We start from the raw sequence: 3,570 nt of genomic DNA, 5'->3' as shown, positions 1-3,570 counted from the left end.
TCGGTGGAGCTGCATGACAAGGTCATCGGGCATTATCTGAACATAAAACACTATCAGTAAGTTGGAGTCATTACCTACATTGTTAGGTTACGTTATCCCATTATCCAGTGCGGCAATCAATGCGGTGAGTATTCCAGACTATTTCGCCTGGGGCGGGATTGCACTGGTGATTCAGTTACTCGTTTTTGCTGGTGTCAGACTTTATATGCCCGCATTAAGCGAAAAAATTATTAATCACAATACCGCAGCAGGAATGTTTATGGGAACCGCCGCGCTGGCTGGCGGTATTTTTAACGCAGCTTGTATGACATGGTAATGGACGATCATGGCCAGAAAACGCAAATCAAGAAATAACAGTAAAATTGGTCACGGAGCGATCAGTCGCATTGGTAGACCGAATAATCCTTTTGAACCGCGTCGCAATCGCTACGCACAAAAATACTTAACGTTGGCGCTAATGGGCGGTGCCGCTTTTTTCGTATTGAAAGGTTGTAGCGATAGTAGCGATGTCGATAACGACGGCGACGGAACATTTTACGCGACAGTGCAGGATTGTATTGATGACGGTAATAATGCCGACATTTGCGCGCGTGGCTGGAACAACGCCAAAGCGGCATTTTATGCCGATGTTCCAAAGAATATGACTCAGCAGAACTGTCAGTCTAAGTACGAAAATTGCTACTACGACAATGTTGAACAGAGTTGGATCCCGGTCGTTTCTGGATTTTTGTTAAGCCGGGTTATTCGTAAAGATCGCGATGAGCCGTTCGTCTATAACAGCGGCGGATCCTCATTTGCTTCCCGCCCCGTCTGGCGCAACACTTCCGGTGATTACTCCTGGCGCTTCGGTTCTGGCAAAAAAGAGTCTTACTCTTCAGGCGGCTTTACCACCAGAAAAGCGTCGACCGTTTCGCGCGGCGGCTATGGTCGTTCTTCCAGCGCCCGTGGGCATTGGGGAGGCTAATCATGCTGAGACACAACGTTCCTGTGCGGCGGGATCTGGACCAGATCGCCGCTAACAACGGTTTCGACTTTCATATCATCGACAATGAAATCTATTGGGACGAGAGTCGGGCTTACCGTTTTACTCTGCGCCAGATTGAAGAGCAGATCGAAAAACCGACTGCGGAACTGCATCAGATGTGCCTTGAGGTGGTGGATCGCGCGGTTAAAGACGAAGAGATCCTGACGCAACTGGCGATCCCGCCGTTGTACTGGGATGTGATCGCCGAAAGCTGGCGCGCACGCGATCCTTCGCTGTATGGCCGGATGGATTTTGCCTGGTGTGGCAATGCGCCGGTGAAGCTGCTGGAGTACAACGCCGATACGCCGACCTCGTTGTATGAGTCGGCTTATTTCCAGTGGTTGTGGCTGGAGGATGCCCGGCGCAGCGGCATTATTCCGCGTGATGCCGATCAGTACAACGCCATTCAGGAACGCCTGATTTCGCGCTTTAGTGAGCTTTACAGTCGGGAACTGTTTTATTTTTGCTGCTGTCAGGACACCGATGAAGACAGGAGTACCGTGCTGTACTTGCAGGACTGCGCCCAGCAGGCAGGGCAGGAGTCGCGGTTTATCTACATTGAAGATCTCGGTTTGGGCGTCGGCGGCGTACTGACCGATCTTGATGATAATGTCATCCAGCGTGCATTTAAGCTGTATCCGCTGGAGTGGATGATGCGTGACGATAACGGTCCGCTGCTGCGCAAGCGTCGCGAGCAATGGGTGGAGCCGTTATGGAAAAGTATCTTGAGTAATAAAGGGCTAATGCCGCTGCTTTGGCGCTTCTTCCCTGGTCATCCTAACCTTCTTGCATCCTGGTTTGAGGGTGAAAAATCGCAGATTGCCGCTGGCGAAAGCTATGTGCGTAAACCGATCTACTCGCGCGAAGGCGGAAACGTCACCATTTTCGACGGTCAGAATAACGTCGTTGACCACGCTGATGGTGATTACGCCGATGAACCGATGATCTACCAGGCGTTTCAACCTCTGCCGCGATTTGGCGATAGCTACACACTCATCGGTAGCTGGATTGTCGATGATGAAGCGTGCGGAATGGGGATCCGTGAAGATAACACACTGATCACCAAAGACACCTCACGTTTCGTTCCGCATTACATTGCTGGATAAGAATGTTTTAGCAATCTCTTTCTGTCATGAATCCATGGCAGTGACCATACTAATGGTGACTGCCATTGATGGAGGGAGACACAGTGCACTGGCAAACTCACACCATTTTTAATCAACCTATACCATTAAATAACAGCAACTTATACCTGTCTGATGGCGCGCTTTGCGAAGCGGTAACGCGTGAAGGTGCTGGCTGGGATAGCGATTTTCTAGCCAGTATTGGTCAGCAGTTAGGAACGGCTGAATCCCTTGAACTGGGGCGGCTGGCGAATGTAAACCCGCCTGAACTGTTGCGCTACGATGCCCAGGGGCGGCGTCTGGACGATGTTCGTTTCCATCCCGCATGGCACCTGCTGATGCAGGCGTTATGTACCAATCGGGTGCACAATCTTGCCTGGGAAGAAGACGCTCGCTCCGGCGCATTTGTGGCGCGCGCGGCGCGTTTTATGTTACATGCGCAGGTTGAGGCTGGGTCGTTATGTCCAGTAACGATGACCTTTGCCGCCACGCCATTGTTGTTACAGATGTTACCCACGCCGTTTCAGGACTGGACCACGCCGCTGCTGAGCGATCGCTACGATTCTCACTTATTGCCAGGTGGGCAAAAACGCGGTTTGTTGATTGGCATGGGAATGACGGAAAAGCAGGGCGGTTCCGATGTCATGAGCAACACCACCCGTGCAGAGCGTTTGGAAGATGGCTCTTATCGGCTGGTGGGGCATAAATGGTTTTTCTCGGTGCCGCAAAGCGATGCGCATCTGGTGCTGGCGCAGACCGCGGGCGGTCTGTCCTGCTTTTTTGTGCCGCGCTTTTTGCCTGACGGGCAACGCAACGCGATTCGCCTCGAGCGGCTGAAAGATAAGCTGGGTAATCGCTCTAACGCCAGTTGCGAAGTGGAGTTTCAGGATGCCATTGGCTGGTTATTGGGGCAGGAAGGGGAAGGAATTCGTCTGATCCTGAAAATGGGGGGGATGACGCGTTTTGATTGCGCCCTGGGTAGCCATGCCATGATGCGCCGTGCATTTTCGCTGGCGATTTATCATGCACATCAACGCCATGTTTTTGGTAATCCATTGATCCAACAGCCCCTTATGCGTCATGTCTTAAGTCGCATGGCACTTCAGCTTGAAGGGCAAACGGCGTTGCTGTTTCGTCTTGCGCGAGCGTGGGACCGGCGTGCCGATGCCAAAGAAGCCCTGTGGGCGCGTTTATTTACGCCTGCGGCAAAATTTGTGATCTGCAAACGAGGTATGCCGTTTGTGGCCGAAGCGATGGAGGTGCTGGGCGGCATTGGTTATTGCGAGGAGAGCGAGCTGCCGCGGCTTTACCGGGAGATGCCGGTAAACAGTATTTGGGAAGGTTCCGGCGGTAATGACTCCAACTTACTGATAGTGTTTTATGTTCAGATAATGCCCGATGACCTTGTCATGCAGCTCCACC

Annotated in this window: 4 protein-coding genes and 2 pseudogenes; 5 read left to right on the top strand and 1 reads right to left on the bottom strand. The window is 52.1% G+C overall.

Annotation, left to right across the window (positions count from 1 at the left end):
• The 5 genes and pseudogenes from ABZJ92_RS20990 to ABZJ92_RS20970 all read left to right on the top strand — a co-directional run.
• Positions 1 to 60: IS1 family transposase (locus tag ABZJ92_RS20990; RefSeq protein WP_071528444.1), on the top strand; the 60-nt coding region annotated here is incomplete at its 5' end.
• Positions 61 to 70: 10 nt separating this feature from the next.
• A pseudogene (locus tag ABZJ92_RS20985) lies at positions 71 to 316 on the top strand (DUF350 domain-containing protein); the annotation flags it as partial.
• Positions 317 to 325: 9 nt separating this feature from the next.
• Complete coding sequence (locus ABZJ92_RS20980; protein WP_000101680.1) at positions 326 to 964, top strand: DUF1190 domain-containing protein; 639 nt, start codon at positions 326 to 328, stop codon at positions 962 to 964.
• Positions 965 to 966: 2 nt separating this feature from the next.
• Complete coding sequence (locus tag ABZJ92_RS20975; RefSeq protein WP_000943980.1) at positions 967 to 2,130, top strand: glutathionylspermidine synthase family protein; 1,164 nt, start codon at positions 967 to 969, stop codon at positions 2,128 to 2,130.
• Between the two features lie 83 nt (positions 2,131 to 2,213).
• A pseudogene (locus tag ABZJ92_RS20970) lies at positions 2,214 to 3,497 on the top strand (isovaleryl-CoA dehydrogenase); the annotation flags it as partial.
• Positions 3,498 to 3,512: 15 nt separating this feature from the next.
• On the opposite strand, the gene ABZJ92_RS20965 reads toward ABZJ92_RS20970, so the two are convergent.
• Positions 3,513 to 3,569, bottom strand: coding sequence for an IS1 family transposase (locus ABZJ92_RS20965; protein ID WP_003032489.1), 57 nt, complete (start codon positions 3,567 to 3,569; stop codon positions 3,513 to 3,515).
• Between the last annotated feature and the right edge of the window lies 1 nt (position 3,570).

This window comes from Shigella sp. FJ200513, from assembly GCF_040495915.1.
Classification (GTDB): Bacteria; Pseudomonadota; Gammaproteobacteria; order Enterobacterales; family Enterobacteriaceae; genus ECMA0423.
This window is presented reverse-complemented; position numbering and strand designations above follow the sequence as displayed.

Excerpts from the sequence above, each read along its gene's own strand:
- ABZJ92_RS20980 (WP_000101680.1), top strand. The coding sequence starts at position 326 with ATGGCCAGAAAACGCAAATCAAGAAATAACAGTAAAATTGGTCACGGA.
- ABZJ92_RS20975 (WP_000943980.1), top strand. The coding sequence starts at position 967 with ATGCTGAGACACAACGTTCCTGTGCGGCGGGATCTGGACCAGATCGCC.